Genomic DNA, 2,221 nt, shown 5'->3' on the forward strand with positions numbered 1-2,221 from the left:
TCGCACTCTCGCTATTCAGTGATAGCTTAAGCCATCATTACTTAAGCAGCAGATCGGCAATAATCGCTTTCTCTTGTTCTGATTTTGCCTTGAGCTCATTCGAGCCTCTGGTGATGGTTGCCACACCGACTCCCAGCATTTGGCTTACTTGTCTTTGAGACATTTCACCTTTCATTAGCTCACAAAAAATATTAATTCGAGCAACCAGAGCATCTCGCTCATCGGGCGTCATCATCATGGTCAACAACAGTTCATGCTGATCTTTCTCAACCGCTGTCTTAACTAAATCCATGAGTTGTTGCCAGTTATCATATTCAGGTTGTGATGCCATATATCTACACTTACTTTTAAATTCAGACTTTAAAGAGTCGCTTATCGATTGAAAGCGTCTACCACTTTATACCGAAATACTGGATGTGATCCAATGTAAAAAGGCAGTAAGCGGAAATGGTTCGCACTCACTGCCTTCAATTGTCACTCAGTTTAAGGACTTATCGACCACTAGTATTTAGTTTTCACCTCATGGGGAGCCAAAAACTCGCCCTGCTCACCCAAGATGTCTCGATAGTAAGTCTCAAACATTAAGATGTTCTGAACGTAACCGCGTGTCTCTTTGAATGGAATCATTTCAATAAAAGCGAAGGCATCAAGCTTTTCGTCACTGCGAGAACGCCACTGCTTAACACGGCTTGGACCTGCATTGTAGGCAGCAAAAGCAAAGATACGGTTGTTGTCATATTGAGAGAGCAAGCCATCTAAGTAGTGGCTGCCAATTTCGATATTCTTGCCGACATCGTAAAGATCATCGCTACCCTTGTACTTAATCTTGTGCTTGTTGGCTGTGTATTGCGCTGTCTTTGGCATAATTTGCATGACACCACGTGCACCAACTGGAGAACGAGCTTCTGAATCCATCGCGCTCTCTTGTCTTGCTAGAGACATCAAGGTGATTGGATCAATATCATGCTTCTCCGCATAGAAGTTAAACCACCACTTATGAGCAACCGGAAAACGCAGCGCAATGTTATCCCACATTTTCGCTGAAATACTCGCAATGACAGTGAAGTGATTCCAACGCTGTGTCGCAGCGTAAGCGGCAAGCATCTCTTTTTGCTCTTTATCTGCATTGGTCAGTAGCCAGCGCCATTCACTTTTAGCGGCGGCAATTTTATCGCGAGTAATCAGTTCATCGATACGAATCAGCGAAGTACTAAAAGGCTTCACTGTTTCAGCATTATACTTGAGCGTTGATGTAGGGTACTGAATAGGCTTACCTAACTGCTTAGCCGCCGCAACACTGTAGAAATTACGCTTGCCTAAAATATCAGACAGACGTTGGTTGCCCTTTTCGGTATCTCCAGTTGCTATTTCAGCCCTGCCTAACCAGTATTGCCAACGCAATGACGCTTGGTGCTTGTCGTCTAGGCGGGCAATCCACTCTTTCAATCCAACCCAATCTGCATGCTGAATAGCCAAACGAGCACGACGTTCCAACAAGACTTGTTTCGACGAACTCGCCAGCATCTCGTCTCGCCACTCCATCAACTCTTCAGAATCGGTATTAATTAATCGGAAAGTCAGGTAATCAGCAAGCTCTTGAGATTTCTCTTCAGAAAACTTCTGGGCCTTGATGACATCATCGAATACTTCTTGGGCACTACTAGCCGATTTTCTTGCTAGCTTCTTAAAAGCAAACTCCGTTTGAGCTTGATAAAACTCATTGGCTGGATGCTTCTTAGCGAATGTGAGCACATTTTCAGGCTTGTTGTATAACGCCTTCATCTGCTTAGCTTGAGCAATTGACTCATTATGATCCAATTGCTTGATCAGATAGGTCATCAGCTTACCGTTACGCCCTTCAAACGCTAACAGCATACGCTCTAAAATTAGCTCATCGGTTCTCAAGCCAGCTTGATCCCAACTCTTAAACAACGGGTCACAAGCGTCATCAACACCATCGCCGCTCAACCAAAGCTGCTTCGCTCCTTTAAAAGCCAGTTCTTGATTACCTTGCTCATAGTTCGCTCGGTAATAAATGCATTGGTACTTTTCGCCCACTGGCTCTTTGGTCTGAAACTCGAGGATGGTTTGCCACTGTTTTCTAGACGCCAGCATATCTAAATATGGTGCTCGCATACGATTAGAAAATGGCAGTGCTTTGTTCTCTTCAATAAACGCATCCACTTCCGCCGGAGTGCGATCACCTAAGCCAATAAGAAAA

General features: G+C 44.3%; 2 protein-coding genes. Both read right to left on the bottom strand.

Translation table 11 applies throughout. From position 1 onward, the window contains the following. Positions 1-37 precede the first annotated feature (37 nt). Entirely contained in the window at positions 38-331 is a 294-nt protein-coding gene (trpR, locus tag BCT81_RS24750) for a trp operon repressor (RefSeq protein ID WP_008221633.1), read from the bottom strand. Between the two features lie 170 nt (positions 332-501). Next, positions 502-2,221, bottom strand: a 1,720-nt coding sequence (locus BCT81_RS24755) for a transglycosylase SLT domain-containing protein (protein WP_102426180.1), incomplete at its 5' end; no start/stop codon positions are given.

The sequence above is a fragment of the Vibrio sp. 10N.261.52.A1 genome (genome assembly GCF_002876325.1).
GTDB lineage: Bacteria > Pseudomonadota > Gammaproteobacteria > Enterobacterales > Vibrionaceae > Vibrio > Vibrio chagasii.